Below are 20,169 nucleotides of genomic sequence, written 5' to 3'. Positions count from 1 at the left end.
TAGAGAAGTCTATTTAATAACGAAGGCCATGGCCAAGGTTACGAAGAAGGTACCTTCTACAAAGGCGATCCCGAGGATCAAAAGGCTACGTAATTGACCGATAATCTCTGGTTGACGAGAAGCAGCTTTGAAAAGATTACTCATAATCAATCCTTCAGCAATGGATACGCCGAAGCAGGCAAAACAAAGACCTAAAAATGTTAAATTCATGATGAATTCTCCTTAAATTAATTTTACTCCCTTAGTTTACTCCTAAAAGATATAATAGTCAAATGTTTGCCTAGAAAGAAAACGTTTTACTGCGAATCTGTCATCACTTTTAAAATTCCTCTTGCCACTAGCGTTCAAAAGATTCTAATTATTTTTAGACACTTTGTCTATTTTTGTATTTCACACAAATTTATATTATTTTTATCAAGAGAGGAGGCATTATTACCAAGTATAGAAAAAACTCACCTGACGAGCAGATGAGCATTTTCTTCCTATTTAAAAATAGAGGTTTTGAAACTGTCAGTTTGTTGCAGCAATTTCTTAAAGACTTTTTCTTTCAGTGAAACCGTATTGTCAAACTTGACAGAGCCGTTACTTAGGGTAGCCTTATCTTTATCAACTGCTTCAGCAAATGCACGTTTCAAGTCTTCATAGCTACTGTACGTCTTCCCATCGATGTCAATAGCCTGCATTCCATTTTTAGCACTGGTCACCACTTTATTGAAGTATGCTTTCTTCCAATCTTCAAGGGTACTGAATGTACCATCAGAAATCTTGTTAATGATGAAATCATCCCCTAGAGTATCTTTACCAGCTTTTTTAGATTCAGCTTTTAACATGTTAGAAGCATAGTTTAGGAAGCCTTTTTCATAGCCATAGTAACCCCAGATTCTGAAAGTATTATGTTTGAATGACATAGCTCCAGGAGCACCTTCACTAGTATTTCCACCATAGATACCAGACATCATTGGAACAGTGACATAAGCAGAATCAAAGTCAGATGGATTATAAACTCTGTTACCTGGGCCACGGTTGGTCATGAAATTGTTAGTTACTAGGTCATCTACTGTACGTAATGGAATAGCCTTTTCCTCATCACTCAAAGGACGTACCTTATCGAATTGATTCTTGGTATTATTTCCTCGGTATTGTTTGTCTACTTTCTTGAACCAAGCGTTGTTTAAATCTTGATTTGCTTTATTGAGGACTGCTTCTCCTTCTAGGTAATCCAGAAGCATGAGGGTATCATTATAACCCTTCATGTAGCGATCAATCTCCTCGCGTGAAGTCAGATCATTTGGATTAGTGTTATACCATTGATTTCCATCGTTTGGACGTTCATAAGCCATGTTGAGACCAAGGGCTTTGTATTCACCATTTGGATTTGATACGGATGGAGTTTGCAACATTCCTTGAGCAAATGCTTCAAGATCTGTTCCTTCACGGTGTCTTGAGCCACCTAGATAAACCATGCGGTCATTAACGTGAGTCGTTTCGTGGGTAAAGGCAGAAACCCCAAAATCACTAACCATATCCGTCACCATAAAGAAGACAGAGTCATCTTTATATGGATTGGCATAAACGCGAGCTACAGCTCCCATACGACCATCAGTCGCATGGTAACGGTCGGTCGGACCATACAATTCACGGATAGGTGCCACATCTTTACCACCATTTGTATGACCATAACGGTCGGTACTGATACCTTTATAGTTTTGGTTATCAAGAACAGGGGTCGGCACCATATTATTGCTCTTCAAGAGCTGATTACGGACTTTATCTAAAGATAGACGTGACCAGAAATCTAGGTAATTCTGTTGTCCTTTAGCCACCTTATCGATTTCAGCTTTGAAGGCATTCCGCTCTGCTTCCGTATTCTTACCATATTTTTCAAATGAACTATAGGCCATGGTGTTATAGGTTGAAATCAAGAACATATGGGCATCTTTTAAGTTCAAGAGTGGCAAGATCATTTTACCGTGAACATCATTGTTTAAGCCCTCATAGGCTCTATGCTTAGCAGATGCGAATGCTGGATTGGTCGTCTCAGGCTCGACAATATAGACATTGTCTTTGGTTGCTTTGATGAACCAATCGTTCAAGTCTGTCTCTTTTGTGAAGAGTTCCATGTTGTATTGCAAGAAATCATTGAGATTTCCAGAGCGAGTATGCTTAGCAACTACTTCTCGAAAAGCATCATGGGTACGAGTCCCTTTGATGTAGTCTTCTTTTGAACCAATTTCGATCAAGCGGTCTAAAACATCGACATTCTTCCCATAGAAGTCTGGCTTGAACAACATGAGCTGCTTAAGATTGACATCATCAAACTTCACTCCATAATAGCGGTTGAGGTAAGAGAGACCCAAAAGAACAGCGGCCTTGTTGTCATCAACTTTCTTGATAAGAGCACGTTTGGCAGCCTCATCCGTGTTTAATTGATGGTCTTGGTTTTCAACCAGTTGTTTGACAAAGTGAGTCAGATTGTCCTTGACTTCTTGGAAACTTTCTTCGAGGTAAAGGTTCTTAATAGCATTGACTTTGTTTGGCCCTGTTCGACCAAGATGTGTGTAGATAGGATCTGATTGTAATTCTATAGGACTTAATTTCCCTACGATGGCACCAATGAGATCACTACGATCTTTGTCCACCATATTCGGCGTGTAGACTACTTCACCGAGCTCCGCTACACTGTACTCTTTGACTTGTTTGACCTTGGACTCTTTCGGTGAAATGCTGAAGACATCTTTGGTCTTATCTGCGTAGTGGATCAGGATGTGGTCGGCATCAGCTAGTTCAGTGACAAAATCATTGCCCTTCATAGAGGTCACAGACAAGACTTCCTTGGTCAAGAGAGGACTAGTTGCAGCCAGTTTATTTCCTTGATCGACAATCCACTCTTTATTATAGAAAGGTTGAAGTTTAGCGATATTGCGGTAAGCTAGCTCACGAGTCGCATCGTAAGCAGTGATTGCCTTGTATTGATCATCTTTGCTAAGACTGTTATTGAGCTTGTCTTCAATAGGTTTGCTGCTGGTAAATTTATCAGCAGTGATTCCCATTGCTTCAATTTTCTGTTCAGCTTCTGCTAGTGAGATACTTGGAATTTTACGGGAGTTGTTAAAGGATTTTTTACCTTCACTCACACCATCAACACTATAATTACGTTTGGTTCTTGAATAGGTGAAGTAGTCGTCAGCATCAATATCTGAGTGACCAAATACCATCTCACCTGTTTTGACTTTCATCATAGTGATGTTGTCTTCAATAGTACCCAAGGCCCAGTTGGTACCCAGCAATCCACCAGATTGAACAGCTTCTTTCAGTTCGATAGAACCTTTAGCAACTGAATTTCTGAGGACCCCTTCTTTACCGACCGTGTAGTTATTAGCACCATTTTGAGATGAATAGACTAGACCTGCAGCTTTTGCTTTATTACCAGTAATTTCAGCATCAACGTAGGCTTTCTCAACAACACCCTTCCAGTTTTCACCAAGAACACCAGCTAAATAGCCTCCTCTATTGCCGGCAGCGTGAAGTTTACCGATAAAGGCGACATTACTTACTTTTCCACTACCATCAATTTTATTGATAATACCAGCCACATCATTATTACCAACAACATTTCCTGTTACTTTGATATTCTCGATAGTTGCATTGTTTTTGATGACATTGGCAATTGGAGCTACTCGATCAACTCCAGGCATATCAATATTTACATTTTCTAATAAGAGATCCTTGACAGATCCACCTTCAATGTTTCCAAATAATGGTCTAGTGATATTATGAATGGCAAATTTATTGCCATCAGTACTTCCCAATGAACCTTTAAAGGCATTGGTTACATAAGATTTGCCAGCAGCTGGTACATTATTAGCATTCATATTGCTACCAAGTTTAAATGTACCAGTCGGATTGGCTTGCATAGCTTTTACAAGTTCATTAAAGTCGTAGTAAACATCACCTTCGTGAGCTTTTGGCTTAGGTAAATAGTGTACATACTCTTCAGTGAAACGATTCTCTGCAGTACGTTGAATCAAATCTGGTGCTTTAGCAGTTACTTTGTATAGTTTATTTCCATCTACAGTAACTTCTTCAATTTTATCAACAGCTAGTTTCGTAACCTTATTTTCATGGGTGGTGACCTTTAAGTAGTAAGGCTTCACATCTGATGGTGTCTCCGACAAGAGGCTACGATCAGTCTCAAGGCCTTGGTCATCCACGCTAATCAGACTGGTTTCCTTGATGTTTTTGACTTCAACTTTTTTAAGGTCAAGTCTTAGCGGTTCTTCCTTAAGAACTTCTTCTTCGTCTCCGTTTCCACGGTCATAGACCATGGTCGTTGTGATTGTATAATCCTTGTAGTAGTCCAAGTCCGCTAAGGCAGCTGCTAAGTCCGTCTCTGAAAGGGCAAACGTTTTAACCACTTGATCACCCTTCTTCAATACAGCCTGGATAGACTTGATGGTCACACCGTCTGGTTTGTCCAAACGATAAGTAGCTTTAGCACTACGCTTCAATTCTTCCTTCTCGACCTGGGTCAAGGTTAAGGTTGGCTTTTCAAGTTCTTTGGTCCCTTTTTGAATGATCCGATCTTGGGCCTGTTCAACTACTTCTTCCGAAACCGTTGGAGCATCTGCCGTTTTAACCCCCTTGATGGTCTTGTAAACCTTGGTGATTTTCTTCTTCCCATTCTTACCGGCTTGAGAAACCCTTTCGGTTCCTTTTAGCAGGGTGCCATCTTGTTCGGTTACCGTCTTAAATGGAATATCCTCAAACGAAACATCCTCTGTTTGGCCTTCAATCGCCTTACTTCCACGACTAATTTTTTCTGTCACAGGAGCTTTTACCGTTTCAGTTGTCGTACTGAGGGGCTCTCCAATCTTCTCACCATTGACTGTTTTATAAACACGACGAATTTCCTGGCTACCAGCCTCGCCTTTCTGAAGAAGGCTTTCTTCATCTGTGTAACGATTGGCATCCGTTACATACTCTGTTTCATATGGAAGGATTACCGTTTCTGTCTCCGTCACTGTCCCTTCGGTCGCTTGGTAAACTGGGTTCTCCGGTTGAATTGGGGCTTCGCCGACATGGCCTTCTTCTTGCGTTCCCTTGGCTTCGACAACACCGGTATAGGCTGGATTCTCTGGTTGAACGGGAGCTTCGCCGACATGGCCTTCTTCCTGAGTTCCCTTAGCTTCAACGACACCTGTATAGGATGGAGTCTCCGGTTGAACAGGCGCTTCTCCTACATGACCTTCTTCTTGCGTTCCCTTAGCTTCAACCACACCGGTATAGGCTGGGGCTTCCGGCTGAACAGGCGCTTCTCCCACATGACCTTCTTCCTGAGTTCCCTTAGCTGTGACTATTGGGGCAGGTTGTGAACTTGGTTGAACATCCTCCTTGGTCCCGACAGCAAGAATTTGTGAAACTGGTTCTTTAGTAACCTTGCTTTCAACTACCTTGCGAACTTCCTGACCATTTACCGTACTTACTTCTGTAAAAACAGTCTGTTCACCATTTTGTCCAACTCTTAAAACTGCTGTTTGACCTTTTGCTAAAGTAGGATCTGCTTGTTCTACCGTTTCAAACGGAATAATTTCTGTTGAAACTTCAACGTTTGGCTTGTCCACTATAGGGAATGCAGGACCCTCTTCAGGTGTTACCTGAGATAGAGTCTTTCCTTCTGTTGCAGGTTGGGATACTGGCTTTTCCTCTACTCTTACATGAGGTTCTTGGCCTGTAGCTCTTGGATCAACTGGACAACGAAGGTAGCCAACATAGTCATAGCCTTCAATCGGAATGACACCATTGGCTAGTTCTTTACTGCTTGCAATTGAAAGAGTTTGATTGTAGCTTGCTAATTCAATATTTTGCAAGGCTGCGGCATCAATAGATAAGAGCAGACTTTGCCCCATGGAACCAATTAATAGGAGTCCCATTACTTTTTTACGATGCTTTTTGGACAGCAAAAGAACTGCTAAAGAGGCAGTCGCTAAACTAAGGCCAGCAATCGCCAATTCGGTCGTCCCTGTTTGTGGTAGTAGCCCTTGACTAGGTGTTTTTTTCTTATACACCAGATAAAAGGTATCTTCATTTTGATATTCTTCAGGAATTGCACGAATCACCTGAGCTTGTTCCTCAGGTGTCAACTCATTTTCCGTGACATACCCCAAATGAACTGTCGCTTCTGCCGTGAATTGATCAGCTTGTACAGAAGGTGCTCCTAATACACTCCCTGCAAAAATAAGGGCTCCAATAGCAACCGGACCTACTCCGACGGATAATTTCCGAATCGAATACTTGGTAATCTTTTCAAAAGCTTGTCTTCTTTGTTTCATCCTATAATTTCCTACATAGTAATATTTGTAAATCATAGGAAGTCACATTTATGTTTGGAGAGGAATGACACTTCCCCTAAAACGCTTCCCGTGATTTTTTACCTTTATCTATCTTATCTTTTTTCGCATCTTTTAGCAACTCATCTTACTCAGATTTCTTCCCTTTTTGCTTCCTATATGTAAGTAGCTCCTTTTCCTTTCTTAGCAACAAAAAACTCCTAAAATGTACCGGCCCCAAGAGTCAGATTTTTCTGTCTAACTTTTGTGGTCAGTTCAAAATAGGCGTTTTTAGAGATTTATCTTACAAAGACTGATAGAGATCCGCATAGTGTTGACTAGCCGTATCCCAAGAGAAATCACGACTCATGGCTTCTCTTTGAAGACCGTACCAAGCATTCTTATCATGAGTATAGACTGTCAAAGCTTGATCGACAGCCCAGTTTAACCAATAACCAGATAGGTTGTTAAAGCTAAATCCAGTACCACTGCCATTGATGACATTATAGGCTTGCACTGTATCACGCAATCCCCCTACCTCGTGAACCAATGGCAAGGTACCGTAGCGCATGGCCATCATTTGAGATAGTCCACATGGTTCAAAACGACTTGGCATCAAGAAAACATCCGAAGCGGCATAGATTTCTTGCGCCAACTGCACGTCAAACATGATGTTAGCAGAAAGTTTATCTGGATAAGCTTGGCCAAACCAAGCAAAGGCTTGCTCAAAGCCAGGATCTCCTGTACCCAAAAGAACGATTTGGATATCCTTTTGTAGAAGATTGTGGAGTTCTTCAACCACCACGTCAAAGCCTTTTTGGCGGGTCAAACGAGAAACAATTCCAAACAAGGGAACATCATCACGTACCGGAAGTCCGACACGTTCCTGAAGAGCTCGCTTACTTGCTGCTTTCCCTGATAAATCATCTTGACTGAAATGATAGGTCAAGAGCGGGTCTGTTTCAGGATTGTAGAGGTCTGTATCGATTCCATTCACAATCCCCGTTAATTTACCAGATTCCATCCGCAAGATTTGATCGAGTCCGCAACCATATTCAGCCGTCATGATTTCATAACCGTAACTTGGTGAAACAGTGGTCACACGATCAGCATAGAGGATCCCGGCCTTCATCCAGTTCAAGCAATCCTTCCAACGAAGTGTCCCATCTTCATAGCGTTCAAATCCAACTCCAAACAAATCCCACAGCATTCCTGGGTCAAACTGACCTTGGAACTCTAGATTATGGATGGTCAAGACAGACTTAATACCATTGTAAGCTTGAATCCAACGGTATTTTTCCTTAAGAAGGAAAGGAATCATGGCAGTATGATAATCATGAACATGGATGATATTTGGAATAAAGTCTACTCGTTCCATCATCTCCAGCGTTGCCAATTGGAAGTAGGCAAAGCGCTCCCCATCATCAAAATCTCCGTAGACATGCCCTCTAAAGAAATATTTCTGGTTATCAATAAAATAGAAAGTAACACCATCACGATAGATGCGTTTCACACCAACGTATTCACTTCTCCATCCAACTCTGGTCTCGAAGTGTAGCACATCTTCAACTTGGTCGCCAAATTTCGCCTCTACCATGTCATAGTAGGGGAGGACGACACGAACATCATGTCCCTTTTTAGCCAAGGATTTAGGAAGTGCTCCAATCACATCTCCTAGGCCCCCTGTTTTTGAAAAGGGAGCTCCTTCAGCGGCAACAAACAATAATTTCATTATCCAATATCCTCTGTAATCACAGCACCTTTTTTAATTACAAGAGGTGCCTCTTTGGTTCCACGAATGGTAACACCAGTTTCAACTACGACGCCCTTATCAAGAATCGCATGCTCTACGACTGCTCCTTCGTGAACAACAACACCTGGGAACAAAAGACTGCTACGAATTTCTGCCCCCTTATGGAGATGAACACGACGAGAGATGACAGAATCATGTACCAAAGCTTCGACAATGCTTCCTGAGGCAAATTGCGAATTCTTAATTTGCGAACCAGTCGCATAGTAAGTTGGCTCTTCATTTTTCACCTTGGTATAAATCTTTTGATTTGGTGAGAAGAGAGACATGAATTTCTGAGTTTCCAACATGTCAAGATTAGCGCGGTAGTAGGATTCAACAGAGTGAATATTAGCAATATAGCCAGTGTATTCAAAAGCGAATGCCCCATATTCAACCGCTAAATCACGTAAGATATAACGCAGTTTTTCTGGATGTTCCTTATGAACTTCTTGCTCCAATTTTTCAATCAACCAAGGAGTGTCCACAATAAAGATGTCGGTCGACATATTGTAAAGTGCTTCAGGATCTTGGCCTTCAAACAATTTTTGACCATTCACATGGTCTGTCTCATCAATATCCAAGATTGCATTTACTTCTGAGATATCCCGTTGATGCATCTTTTTGTATACGACTGTAATAGGTGCATCAATGGTATTATGCAAATGGAAAACCTGGTTCAAATCAATATTCACCAAGACGTCACAGTTCAGAGCGACTGTCTGGTTTGAACCAGAGCGTTTCAAATAGGTCAAGAGTTGCTCGTAGTATTCTTTGCCAACGTTTGAACTTTCTACTGGAGTGTTGTAGATACCGAGATAGTAGTGACTCAAGAGGGTTGACAAGCCCCACTCACGACCAGAGCGAATATGGTCAAAGACAGAACTGATATTTTCTTGCTGGAAGATACCAAATACACTTCGAATTCCTGCATTAGCGAGGCTAGAAAGCGGGAAGTCGATCAAGCGATATTTTCCATCAAATGGCAGACTGGCAACAGGACGATGATCTGTCAATGATGACATATCATGGAAGCCTACTGTGTTTCCTAAAATAGCTGAATACTTATCAATCTTCATCTGTTGCTACCCCCACTTTTTCGTTATATCCAACGACTTGTACTTCTTCCGTTCCATCGATGACAACACCTTCTGAAACAACTGCTCCTTCACCGATAATAGCACGTTTAATCACAGCACCTTGACCGATAATGGCACCACTCATGACGACAGAATCTTCAACGACTGCACCTTTACGAACTTGTGCTTCCGTAGACAAGATAGAATGTTTTACTGTTCCGTCTACCAAGCAGCCATCCACTACCAAGGAATCTTCAATATGGGCATGTTCGCCAAATAAGTTTGGTGGTGAAATCAAGTTACGAGAATAGATCTTCCAGTGACGATCCCGGCTGTCCAAGGCATTGTTTGGATCAATATATTCCATATTCGCTTCCCAGAGAGATTCAATAGTCCCCACGTCTTTCCAATAGCCCTTGAATTCATAAGCATAGACGCTTTCTCCAGATTCAAGATAAGTTGGAATAACGTTTTTACCAAAGTCAGACATATCGATGTCACTCTTCTCTGCAGCCACTAGCATGTTGCGAAGACGAGACCAGTCAAAAATGTAGATCCCCATAGAAGCTTTTGTTGATTTTGGCTCTGCAGGTTTTTCTTCAAATTCGACAATTCGATTGTTGGCATCCGTATTCATAATTCCGAAACGGCTAGCTTCTTTTAAAGGCACATCCAATACAGCTACTGTAAGGCTGGCATTGTGATCTTTGTGAGACTGAAGCATGTCGTCATAGTCCATCTTGTAGATATGGTCTCCAGAAAGGATCAACACGTACTCTGGATTGATGCTATCGATGTAGTCGATGTTTTGGAAAATCGCATGACTTGTTCCTTCAAACCAACGATTTCCTTCACTTGCAGAATAAGGTTGAAGGATAGAAACCCCAGTATTAATACCATCAAGACCCCAACTGGAACCATTTCCGATATGGTTGTTTAAGGCAAGCGGTTGATACTGAGTAATCACGCCAACATTGTGGATACCTGAGTTGGCACAGTTGGATAAGGCAAAGTCAATAATACGATAACGTCCACCAAATTGCACTGCAGGTTTGGCAATGCTTTGAGTGAGTTTTCCAAGGCGAGTTCCTTGCCCACCAGCAAGGATCAGAGCTAGCATTTCATTCTTCATTGATTACTCCTTTTTGGATTGACGAGACCTTCTTCCCACTTCTGAGGAGAGGTTCTGTAACTTCTTCTACAAAGTTAGGAATGGGATCATAGACTGCGATCAGTTGATCACCAACAACTATTTTTTTGTTTTAGACACATTGGAACGAAGTTTTCGTTTCACTTTCCATACACTGGCTCCAAGAGCCGGTAAGGTGAAGGTCAAAGTTTGTGGATAATCTTTCCATAATCCCTCTTGAGTCTTCACTTCCTGGTTGTGCTCTTTCCAGACACCTCCCCATTTCTCTAGTTCTGTATTCCAAATTTCTTCATAGACCCCAGCAACAGGGACGCCGACTGTAAAGTCCTTGCGCTCTACTGGTGCCATATTAAAGATACAAAGCAGATGATTTCCTTTTTTATCCTTACGAGTAAAGGTCAAGACACTTTGATCTCGATTATCTGCATCAATAATCTCAATACCATCATAGCTATCATCAATTTCCCAGAGCATCTTGTTGTCTTTGTAGAATTGATTGAGCTGTGAAGTAAACTCTTGCATCTTGCGGTTCATGTCATCATCCAGATTGGACCACTCTAGCTGTTCTTCAGACTTCCATTCTAAGAATTGGCCAAACTCTGAACCCATGAAGAGCAATTTCTTACCTGGGTGACAAATCTGATAGGTCAAGAGGTTTCGCAAGCCAGCGAACTGGTTATAGCGATCTCCCCACATCTTATGCATGAGACTCTTCTTCCCGTGAACCACTTCATCATGAGAGAATGGCAACAAGAAGTTTTCAGAGAAGGCATACATAAAGCTAAAGGTCACCAAGTTGAAATCAAATTTCCGATAAATAGGATCTTCCTCATAGAAGCGAAGGATATCATTCATCCAGCCCATATTCCACTTGTAGTCAAATCCTAAACCGCCATACTCTTCTGGACCAGTGATCTTGGTGCCAGATGAACTTTCCTCCGCTGCCATGATGACATCCGGATGTTCTGATTTAATCACAGCATTCATCCGCTTAAGGAAATGGATCCCCTCATAGTTGAGATTTCCACCATCAATATTCGGTGTCCATGGACCACTATCGTAGTCTAAGTAAAGCATGTTGCTGACCGCATCGACCCGGATTCCATCCAAATGATAAAACTCAATCCAGAACTTCACACTAGAGATAAGGAAGGATTGGACCTGGTTTTTCCCTAGGTCAAAGTTCATTGCTCCCCAACCATAGTTGTGGGCACGATGATGGTCTTGGTATTCAAAGGTTGGTGTTCCATCGTAATAAGCCAAGGCATCATCATTGATGGTAAAGTGACCCGGCACCCAGTCCACAATCACCCCGATGTTATTCAAGTGACAGGCCTCAACGAAATCCTGAAACTCTTCCGGTGTTCCGTAGGTATGCTCTAAGGCAAAGTAACCCATCAATTGGTAGCCCCAACTTAATCCAAGCGGGTGAGCCATCACTGGCATGAACTCCACATGGGTATAGTTCATTTTTACTAAGTAAGGAATCAAGTCTTCCTTCAACTGAGCAAACGAATAAGGGCTTCCATCTTCGTTGCGTTTCCAAGAACCGGCATGAACTTCATAGATATTTACTGGACGAGATCTAAAGCCAAGTTTTCTCCGTCTAGCCATCCAGAGTCCATCTTTCCATTTCCTCTCTGGAATATCTGTAATGACCGCTCCTGTTCCTGGACGTTTTTCCATGCGAACTGCTAAAGGATCCACCTTCATCAAGCGGTGGCCATTTTGTCTTGTAACATGGAACTTATAGATATCGCCAACTTGAGGTGCAGTTGTAAAAACTTCCCAAACACCAGCTTCGTTTCTTACCATAGGAATTTCATTTTCTTCCCATTGGGTGAAATCACCTACCAGGTGTACTGCCTGAGCATTTGGAGCCCATACACGGAAACTATACCCTTCCACACCATCTACTTGCTCTTTATGAGCCCCTAGATAATGTTGAAGATGAAAGTTCTCACCGGTTCCAAATGTATACAATGCTTGTTTCGTATCCATTCACTCACCTCTCTCGCTTTTATGTAAGCGCTTCCTATTAATATTATTCTACTATAAATAGTTGAAATATTCAAGATTTTTTCTTGAATATTACGATGAAAAATTATGAAAAGAATTTGAAACTTTCATTGTTTCCCTGAAATTTCCTAAAGCAGATTCATAATTGTTCAGTTTTCAAACTATCTTTCCAATATTATACTATAAAAATAATTGTAATTAAACCTATTTCCGAAATTTTTTGGAAAATTTAAATTTTTTGTTTTGATATAGCAACACCTACTCCATTTTTGTTCAGCTACTTCATTTAAAGAAACAAATACAGGTTTAAAATAAAAAAGCTACCACCTCTTCCAAGGTGATAACTTTTATCAGATTTTTAAGATCAATTAGTCTACGTTCACGTATTCTTTAGAAAGTTCAAGCACTTCTTCCATAGTTGAACATTCAGTAAGAGCACGATTGGCGTATTCTTGCATCTTAGCTGTGTCAAGTTTCTTCATCAAGCTACGTGTACGAAGGACAGATGTAGCTGACATAGAAAACTCATCCAAGCCCATTCCGACAAGAAGAGGAACAGCTGTTTGGTCACCAGCCATCTCACCACACATTCCAGCCCATTTACCTTCAGCGTGAGCTGCTTTGATCACATTGTTGATCAAACGAAGGATTGATGGGTTATATGGTTGGTAAAGGTATGAAACTTGTTCGTTCATACGGTCAGCAGCCATGGTGTATTGGATCAAGTCGTTTGTACCAATTGAGAAGAAGTCAACTTCTTTGGCAAATTGATCAGCCAACATCGCTGCTGCTGGGATTTCGATCATGATCCCTACTTCGATGTCGTCAGCAACGGCAACACCTTCCGCAACCAATTTCGCTTTTTCTTCTTCCAGAATACCTTTAGCTGTACGGAACTCTGTCAACAAAGCAACCATTGGGAACATGATCCGCAATTTACCGTGAACAGATGCACGAAGCAAAGCACGCAATTGTGTACGGAACATTTGGTTACCTGTTTCAGAGATAGAGATACGCAACGCACGGTAACCCAAAAATGGGTTCATTTCTTTAGGAAGATCGAAGTAAGGAAGTTCTTTATCCCCACCGATATCCATTGTACGAACGACAACAGGTTTACCATTCATACCTTCAAGAACTGCTTTGTATGCTTCGTATTGGTCATCTTCAGTTGGGAAGTCTTGAGAATCCATGTACAAGAATTCAGTACGATAGAGACCAACAGCTTCTGCACCATTTTCGTTCACACCTTCAACATCTTTAGGTGTACCGATGTTAGCAGCCAACTCGAAGTGTTTGCCATCTGCAGTAACAGTTTTGGCATCTTTCAAAAGAGCCCATTCAGCTTTTTGTTTGGCATAAGCTTCACCAGCTGCTTTAAAGGCTGCAATTTGTTCTTCACTTGGGTTGATGACCACTTCACCAGTGATTCCAGATACAGCCAACACATCACCATCTTTTACAAGATCTGTAATGTTGTTTGTACCAAGAACCGCTGCAATTTCAAGTGTACGCGCCATGATAGCTGAGTGACTTGTACGTCCACCAATGTTTGTAACAAAGGCTTTAACAAACTGTTTGTTCAATTGAGCGGTATCGGATGGAGTCAAGTCATGCGCAACCACGATTGCTTCTTCATTGATGGTTGCAGGGTTTGGCAATTTCTTACCAAGCAAGTTTGCAAGAACACGTTTGGTCACGTCGCGAATATCTGCTGCACGTTCTTGCATGTATGGGTTATCTTCCATTCCTTCAAAGATGGTGATAAACATGTCTGTGACTTCTTTTAAACCAGCCTCAGCATTCACCTTCTTCGTGCGAATTGTTTCCTTGATCTGACCAACCATTTCAGGGTCAGAAAGGACCATCATGTGAGCATCAAATACTTGTGCCGCTTCCTCACCAAGGCTCGCTACTGCATTCTCCCGAATAAGAGAAAGCTCGTTCTGTGAAGCTTCAAGAGCTGCATCCAAACGAGCTTCTTCTGCATTTGTATCTTCAACTGAGATTGTTTCAAATGACAAGTCGGGTTGAACAAGTAGATATGCCTTAGCAACGGCAACACCATCAGATGCTGCAATTCCTTTAAGCATTTCTGTCATGTTTATGCCAATCCTTCTTTTTCCATTGTTTCAGCGATTGCTGCAAGAGCATCATCAGCGTCAGCACCTTCAGCTGAGATTACAACGTCAGCTCCTTGACCAACACCAAGGCTCATAACACCCATGATTGATTTCAAGTTAACTGATTTACCTTTGTATTCAAGAGTAATATCTGAAGCAAATTTGCTAGCAGTTTGAACCAACAAAGTTGCTGGACGTGCGTGGATACCTGTTTCTGCCACGATGTGGAAATCTTTAGAAGCCATAGTTTGACTCTCCTTTTAAAATTAGTTTTTGAGTTATCTGTGATAACCCTTACAATTTGCTATTATATCATCTTCTTCATTATTTTTCAAGATTTTTATCACACACTTACTGAAAATACTTACAGGAAGCACTCATTTTTTCTCTTCTTTTAAACTACTTTTTTACTTTCTTCTATTAAATAAATAGAATTGCTTTCATGGACACAGTATATAGAATTTTAGGAAAATGGTTCGAATTCCTTTGACTTAAAAAACCTATATTTTATCACGTTTTCCTCAATTTTCACTAATTCTTACAATACTACATATTGTGGTATCCTTCGATATAGTTAATTTATGTGCACAATATTTAGTTAAAACTCTTGACAAGGAAAAACCTTTTGTTTATACTAGAAACAGATTTATGAATTTAGAGGAGTTAGATCACATTATGGTGACAATTTATTCAAAAAATAATTGCGTTCAATGTAAAATGACCAAACGTTTTTTAGATACCAATCACGTTGAATACCGTGAAATTAATCTAGATGAGCAACCTGAGTTTGTAGACCATGTGAAGAACCTTGGTTTCAATGCTGCGCCAGTTATCCAAACAGCAGATGAAGTCTTCTCTGGCTTCCAACCAGCTAAGCTCAAGAAATTATCTTAAAACTATCAAACAGGATCTGATTGGTCTAGGGAATGGATTACTGTAGTTCTCGACTACGGTGTTCCCCTGGCCCTTTTACTTGTACAGGGGAGCTTGCCTCCCCTTTGTTTTTGAATTAGAAAAAGGAACATTATGGGATTAAAATCACTTGAAGACGTAACCTACTTCCGTCTTAATAATGAAATCAACCGTCCAGTTAACGGTCAAATCATGCTTCATAAAGATAAAGAAGCCTTGGATGCTTTCTTCAAAGAAAATGTTGTGCCAAATACCATGGCCTTTGATTCAATAACGGATAAAATCAACTACCTTATTGAACACAACTATATCGAAACAGCCTTCATTCAGAAGTACCGTCCTGAATTTTTAGAAGAATTGGCCCAATTTATCAAAAACCAAAACTTCCAATTCAAGTCCTTCATGGCTGCCTATAAATTCTATAACCAGTATGCTCTGAAAACAAATGATGGAGAGTACTATCTCGAAAGCATGGAAGACCGCGTCTTCTTCAATGCTCTCTACTTTGCGGATGGAAATGAAGAAATTGCTAAAGACATCGCAAATGAAATCATTCACCAACGCTACCAACCAGCTACTCCTTCTTTCTTAAATGCTGGACGTGCTCGCCGTGGGGAATTGGTTTCTTGTTTCTTGATCCAGGTAACCGACGACATGAATGCGATCGGACGCTCTATCAACTCAGCTCTTCAACTGTCTCGTATCGGTGGTGGGGTTGGAATCTCCCTCAGCAACCTTCGTGAAGCTGGCGCACCGATCAAGGGCTATGAAGGAGCCGCTTCTGGGGTCGTACCAGTCATGAAACTCTTCGAAGATAGCTTCTCTTACTCTAACCAATTAGGACAACGCCAAGGGGCTGGGGTGGTTTACCTCAATGTCTTCCACCCAGATATTATCGCCTTCCTTTCTACTAAGAAAGAAAATGCCGATGAAAAGGTTCGTGTTAAGACCCTTTCACTTGGTGTCGTCGTGCCAGACAAGTTCTACGAGTTGGCTCGTAAGAATGAAGAAATGTATCTCTTCAGCCCATATTCTGTAGAGCGTGAATACGGAGTGCCATTTAACTACATCGACATCACTGAAAAATACGATGAGTTAGTTGCTAATCCAAATATCCGCAAGACAAAAATTAAGGCCCGTGATTTGGAAACTGAAATTTCTAAATTGCAACAAGAATCTGGTTACCCATATGTAGTTAACATCGATACTGCTAACCGGGCCAACCCTGTTGATGGCAAGATCATCATGAGTAACTTGTGTTCAGAGATCCTCCAGGTTCAAGAGCCAAGCTTGATCAACGATGCTCAAGAATTCATTAAAATGGGAACCGATGTCTCATGTAACCTTGGTTCAACCAACGTGGTTAACATGATGACTTCACCTGATTTTGGTCGTTCGATTCGTGCCATGGTTCGTGCTTTAACCTTCGTTACAGATAGCTCTCATATCGTGGCCGTTCCAACAATTGACCACGGAAATAAACTGGCGCATTCGTTCGGACTTGGAGCTATGGGACTTCACAGCTACCTTGCGCAACAATTGATTGAATACGGATCACCTGAATCTGTTGAGTTCACAAGTATCTACTTCATGCTCATGAACTACTGGACTCTCGTAGAATCAAACAACATCGCGCGTGAACGTGGTGTTACCTTCCACAACTTTGAAAAATCAGACTATGCCAACGGTAGCTACTTTGATAAGTACACGACTGGAGAATTTGTACCAAAATCTGATCGCGTCAAAGAGCTCTTTAAAGATATCTTTATTCCTAGTGCAGAAGACTGGGCAGAACTCCGTGATAAAGTCAAGGCAGATGGTCTTTACCACCAAAACCGCTTGGCTGTCGCACCAAATGGTTCCATCAGCTACATCAATGACGTCTCTGCTTCTATCCACCCAATTACACAACGGATTGAAGAACGTCAAGAGAAGAAAATCGGGAAGATCTACTACCCTGCAGCAGGATTGTCGACGGAAACCATTCCTTACTACACTTCTGCCTACGACATGGATATGCGTAAAGTCATCGATGTCTATGCTGCCGCAACTGAGCACGTAGACCAAGGTCTTTCACTCACCCTCTTCATGCGCAGTGATATTCCAAAAGGGCTTTATGAATGGAAAACAGAAAACAAACAAACCACTCGTGACTTGTCTATCCTTCGCAACTACGCCTTTAACAAGGGAATCAAGTCTATCTACTACGTCCGTACCTTTACCGATGATGGTGGAGAAGTTGGCGCGAACCAATGTGAAAGCTGTGTCATCTAAGACACTCTGATCCATTGCTACCAAAAAGTCGGTTCGCCGACTTTTTGTGCAGTATTCTAACAATTGTGTTAGAATAATAATGATTGTATGATCGAATGAATTAGAAAAAGAAAGAGATTTCAAATGGAAACTTACTACAAAGCCATTAACTGGAATGCCATCGAGGATGTCATCGATAAATCTACTTGGGAAAAGCTAACCGAACAATTCTGGTTGGATACACGTATTCCTTTGTCAAACGACTTGGACGACTGGAGAAAGCTGTCTAACAAGGAAAAAGACCTTGTTGGTAAAGTTTTTGGAGGTTTAACCCTTCTCGATACCATGCAGTCTGAAACGGGTGTGCAAGCCCTTCGTGCGGATATTCGTACTCCTCATGAAGAAGCTGTCTTTAACAACATCCAATTCATGGAATCTGTCCATGCTAAGTCTTACTCTTCTATCTTTTCTACCTTGAATACCAAGTCAGAAATCGAAGAGATTTTCGAATGGACCAATACCAATCCCTTCCTTCAAAAGAAGGCAGAAATCATCAACGAGATCTACCTCAATGGCACTCCTCTAGAAAAGAAAGTAGCCAGCGTCTTCCTTGAAACCTTCCTCTTCTACTCTGGTTTCTTCACACCGCTCTACTATCTTGGAAACAACAAATTGGCCAACGTGGCAGAAATCATCAAGTTGATCATTCGGGACGAATCTGTTCACGGAACCTATATCGGCTACAAGTTCCAACTTGGATTTAACGAATTACCAGAAGACGAACAAGAAAAACTTAAAGAATGGATGTATGACTTGCTCTACACCCTCTATGAAAACGAAGAAGGCTATACAGAGAGCCTCTATGACGGTGTAGGTTGGACAGAGGAAGTCAAGACCTTCCTTCGCTACAATGCTAACAAAGCCCTCATGAATTTGGGACAAGATCCCCTTTTCCCTGACTCAGCGGATGATGTCAACCCAATCGTCATGAACGGGATCTCAACCGGTACATCCAACCACGACTTCTTCTCTCAAGTCGGAAATGGTTATCTTCTCGGTGAAGTAGAAGCCATGCAGGATGACGATTACAACTACGGATTATAAGACAAAAACCTTTCCATCTGGAAAGGTTTTTTTGTTGATCATTTTTGGGGAATGATATCTTAGAGCTTGTATGGATCGTAAAATCACACCTAGCAAGTAATTCTGATATTCATTATTTTCGAAGCAATGTGAGCATTTCTTCGTTTTTTTCTTGGTAATAATTAAAATATCTATTATCAATCGCAAAACTATCCTGCAAAATATTGCGTAACGCTGCAATTACTTCATTCATTTTTTTCCGACCTATTAATCGACTATCAATTTCTGACAATCCATGAGCCACCTTATTTCGTTCTCCATTTAAATTCGTAATCACTGATAGTGACTTCAATAAATCTGGAGACGCTTGATAATAGCTTAAGATATTCGTGTAGGACAATAGATTTAAAGTAGACTGATAAGGATAAATAATTTCCTCGACTTCTTTCAAATCTCTCATTTGTTTAAATTCAGAATCTAAATAAAGTAGAAGATTTTCAAAATCTTCGTATTCTTCATTTAATTTCGGCAGGCTCCCTTCAAATTTGATTAAATCAGGGTGCTCCTCCTTGATCTTTTCTTCAAGGATAAATTCAACAAATGATTTGGACTTAATTAAAACATCCGCTACTTGTCCTCTTTCTTTCAGAACTTCAATCATTAAAAAGTAATTGAGAGCCTTCTTTTCAACATCTGAAAGGGGGTAGTGCTGAATTTCTGAAAGTAGACCTTGATTTTTAAAGACTTTTACAAAATCATTTAGTAAATTTCGTAAACGAGATAAGTCTTTCTTGGGCAGTAAAGCATGATACTGCTTTTGATTGATAATTTTTTCAGCAGCTTGGTAATCATAAGATACCAGTAAACTTCTCAAATGACGTTTTAACAAAGAATGACTGAACTTCTCTGCTTCATCTTTGATTGTACGATTTTCGTAATCTTTTTGGTTATCCATATTGTCATCAAATAACCTTTGTTCGTCTTCACTTGTAAGTGGCACATACTTTCTGTTTGCTGATTTGTTAGGTGTTGCAACCTGTATAGCTTGCGTATTATAATCATTAATTCGATTTAAGGCGAATAAAGCAGAAATAATCTGAGGTGTCCCTGAGGAGAGATTTAAGATTAATTGCTCATCTGTTCCAGAATATTTTTCGATAATCTGTCCCATCACTTCATACATTTTATCAAATAGATAGACTTCATCATTTTTCAATATGATTGATTCAATAACCACTTTAGGATGATAACCCTCTATTGAATATAATGCTTTCTCAACAAGATCTTTTTTTACTAACATTTCCTCACTATAAACCAAAACAATCTGTTCGGGTCTGTAAGTTCGAGCAATATGTAATAAAGCTGCATCTCGATTATTGCTTATCGGATCTGTCGTTCCAACTGCTGAAATCAAAATTTCCAAGATATTCTACCT

12 protein-coding genes are annotated in these 20,169 nt (G+C 40.8%); 3 read left to right on the top strand and 9 right to left on the bottom strand.

Annotated features, from left to right (window positions below):
• Positions 1-9 precede the first annotated feature (9 nt).
• From H8S88_RS04380 to H8S88_RS04345, 8 genes are all read right to left on the bottom strand, one after another.
• Positions 10-210 (bottom strand): F0F1 ATP synthase subunit C, encoded by a 201-nt coding sequence (locus H8S88_RS04380; RefSeq protein ID WP_006596628.1) that lies wholly within the window; start codon positions 208-210, stop codon positions 10-12.
• A 272-nt stretch (positions 211-482) separates the two neighbouring features.
• Entirely contained in the window at positions 483-6,329 is a 5,847-nt protein-coding gene (locus H8S88_RS04375) for a ZmpA/ZmpB/ZmpC family metallo-endopeptidase (protein ID WP_236127988.1), read from the bottom strand.
• A gap of 301 nt (positions 6,330-6,630) precedes the next feature.
• The gene (gene glgA, locus H8S88_RS04370) at positions 6,631-8,058 is read right to left on the bottom strand and encodes a glycogen synthase GlgA (RefSeq protein ID WP_048789646.1); all 1,428 of its coding nucleotides are present in this window, start codon (positions 8,056-8,058) and stop codon (positions 6,631-6,633) included.
• Positions 8,058-9,194 carry a glucose-1-phosphate adenylyltransferase subunit GlgD gene (gene glgD / locus H8S88_RS04365; RefSeq protein ID WP_236127987.1) on the bottom strand — a complete coding sequence of 379 codons (1,137 nt, stop codon included), beginning with the start codon at positions 9,192-9,194 and terminating at the stop codon, positions 8,058-8,060. Before glgD ends, glgA begins: the two co-directional genes overlap by 1 nt.
• The gene (locus tag H8S88_RS04360; protein ID WP_048789644.1) at positions 9,184-10,326 is read right to left on the bottom strand and encodes a glucose-1-phosphate adenylyltransferase; all 1,143 of its coding nucleotides are present in this window, start codon (positions 10,324-10,326) and stop codon (positions 9,184-9,186) included. The genes glgD and H8S88_RS04360 overlap by 11 nt, the downstream gene beginning before the upstream one ends.
• A gap of 117 nt (positions 10,327-10,443) precedes the next feature.
• Complete coding sequence (gene glgB, locus H8S88_RS04355; protein WP_236127986.1) at positions 10,444-12,345, bottom strand: 1,4-alpha-glucan branching protein GlgB; 1,902 nt, start codon at positions 12,343-12,345, stop codon at positions 10,444-10,446.
• A gap of 386 nt (positions 12,346-12,731) precedes the next feature.
• Entirely contained in the window at positions 12,732-14,465 is a 1,734-nt protein-coding gene (gene ptsP, locus H8S88_RS04350) for a phosphoenolpyruvate--protein phosphotransferase (RefSeq protein ID WP_048789642.1), read from the bottom strand.
• A 2-nt stretch (positions 14,466-14,467) separates the two neighbouring features.
• On the bottom strand, positions 14,468-14,731 hold the full coding sequence (locus tag H8S88_RS04345; RefSeq protein ID WP_006596636.1) for a phosphocarrier protein HPr: 264 nt from the start codon (positions 14,729-14,731) through the stop codon (positions 14,468-14,470).
• 430 nt (positions 14,732-15,161) lie between these two features.
• On the opposite strand from H8S88_RS04345, the gene nrdH reads away from it, so the two are divergent.
• The 3 genes from nrdH (at position 15,162) to nrdF (ending at position 18,755) form a co-directional block, all read left to right on the top strand.
• The gene (gene nrdH / locus H8S88_RS04340) at positions 15,162-15,380 is read left to right on the top strand and encodes a glutaredoxin-like protein NrdH (protein ID WP_006596951.1); all 219 of its coding nucleotides are present in this window, start codon (positions 15,162-15,164) and stop codon (positions 15,378-15,380) included.
• A gap of 132 nt (positions 15,381-15,512) precedes the next feature.
• Complete coding sequence (gene nrdE, locus H8S88_RS04335; protein WP_236127985.1) at positions 15,513-17,672, top strand: class 1b ribonucleoside-diphosphate reductase subunit alpha; 2,160 nt, start codon at positions 15,513-15,515, stop codon at positions 17,670-17,672.
• A 123-nt stretch (positions 17,673-17,795) separates the two neighbouring features.
• Positions 17,796-18,755 carry a class 1b ribonucleoside-diphosphate reductase subunit beta gene (gene nrdF, locus H8S88_RS04330; RefSeq protein WP_037608336.1) on the top strand — a complete coding sequence of 320 codons (960 nt, stop codon included), beginning with the start codon at positions 17,796-17,798 and terminating at the stop codon, positions 18,753-18,755.
• Between the two features lie 112 nt (positions 18,756-18,867).
• On the opposite strand, the gene csm6 is transcribed toward nrdF, so the two are convergent.
• A complete protein-coding gene (gene csm6, locus H8S88_RS04325) occupies positions 18,868-20,157 on the bottom strand; it encodes a type III-A CRISPR-associated CARF protein Csm6 (protein WP_236127984.1) in 1,290 nt (429 codons plus the stop codon).
• Positions 20,158-20,169: the final 12 nt, after the last annotated feature.

Source organism: Streptococcus sp. GS001, assembly GCF_021595565.1.
In the GTDB taxonomy this organism is placed as follows: Bacteria; Bacillota; Bacilli; order Lactobacillales; family Streptococcaceae; genus Streptococcus; species Streptococcus xiaochunlingii.
The sequence above is the reverse complement of the archived record's forward strand: the minus strand, read 5'-3'. Positions and strand labels throughout refer to the sequence as shown.

Bases quoted from the DNA above. Each gene is read 5' to 3' on its own strand.
- H8S88_RS04360 (WP_048789644.1), bottom strand. From the start codon at position 10,326: ATGAAGAATGAAATGCTAGCTCTGATCCTTGCTGGTGGGCAAGGAACT.
- ptsP (WP_048789642.1), bottom strand. From the start codon at position 14,465: ATGACAGAAATGCTTAAAGGAATTGCAGCATCTGATGGTGTTGCCGTT.
- H8S88_RS04375 (WP_236127988.1), bottom strand. From the start codon at position 6,329: ATGAAACAAAGAAGACAAGCTTTTGAAAAGATTACCAAGTATTCGATT.
- glgD (WP_236127987.1), bottom strand. From the start codon at position 9,194: ATGAAGATTGATAAGTATTCAGCTATTTTAGGAAACACAGTAGGCTTC.
- glgB (WP_236127986.1), bottom strand. From the start codon at position 12,345: ATGGATACGAAACAAGCATTGTATACATTTGGAACCGGTGAGAACTTT.
- nrdE (WP_236127985.1), top strand. From the start codon at position 15,513: ATGGGATTAAAATCACTTGAAGACGTAACCTACTTCCGTCTTAATAAT.
- nrdH (WP_006596951.1), top strand. From the start codon at position 15,162: ATGGTGACAATTTATTCAAAAAATAATTGCGTTCAATGTAAAATGACC.
- nrdF (WP_037608336.1), top strand. From the start codon at position 17,796: ATGGAAACTTACTACAAAGCCATTAACTGGAATGCCATCGAGGATGTC.
- H8S88_RS04380 (WP_006596628.1), bottom strand. From the start codon at position 210: ATGAATTTAACATTTTTAGGTCTTTGTTTTGCCTGCTTCGGCGTATCC.
- H8S88_RS04345 (WP_006596636.1), bottom strand. From the start codon at position 14,731: ATGGCTTCTAAAGATTTCCACATCGTGGCAGAAACAGGTATCCACGCA.
- glgA (WP_048789646.1), bottom strand. From the start codon at position 8,058: ATGAAATTATTGTTTGTTGCCGCTGAAGGAGCTCCCTTTTCAAAAACA.